Here is a 509-nt window from a genome sequence, read left to right as displayed (position 1 = left end):
GCGCCGTGGACCGTCGAGAGCTGGTGTCGGGCCAGTAGCAGCGCGACGCCGTCCGGGCCGTCGGCCGGGAGGCGATAGATGCTGATGTCGTCGTTGCCGGCGCGGACCTCGACCCGTTGTCCGGCTCTGGTCACTCGGCCGTCAGCGGATCTGGCGGGCACCGAGTAGGACGATCCGGCGAAGCTGATCAGCGCGTCGCGCCCGACCCGACGCAGGTGCGACTCGGTGACCCGGTAGTCGAACTCGGGCAACGGCGCCAGGGCGGCGTGGTCGCGGGCCGCCCTGGCCCCGATGAGCTCGCCGTGGGTGCGATGGACCTGCCGACGCCGCAGCGGCACCCAGGCCGCGAACGCCGCGTCAACCTCAGCTATCGAGGAGAAGCTGCGCCCGGCCAGGACGTGCTCGCGCGCGATCGCGACCTGACGCTCCACTTGTCAACGGCGGGTTGGGAGTAACCCCGTAACGACGGATTGGGACTGACCCCCTTGTCGGGTGTTCAGTCGTTGCTG

1 pseudogene is annotated in these 509 nt (G+C 70.5%); it reads right to left on the bottom strand.

Features of this window, described 5'->3' with window-relative positions:
* Positions 1-431, bottom strand: a pseudogene (locus FVA95_RS29350) (hypothetical protein); the annotation flags it as partial.
* Positions 432-509 lie beyond the last annotated feature (78 nt).

It is taken from the genome of Pseudonocardia sp. EV170527-09 (genome assembly GCF_008369905.1).
Classification (GTDB): domain Bacteria; phylum Actinomycetota; class Actinomycetes; order Mycobacteriales; family Pseudonocardiaceae; genus Pseudonocardia.
The sequence above is the reverse complement of the archived record's forward strand: the minus strand, read 5'-3'. Positions and strand labels throughout refer to the sequence as shown.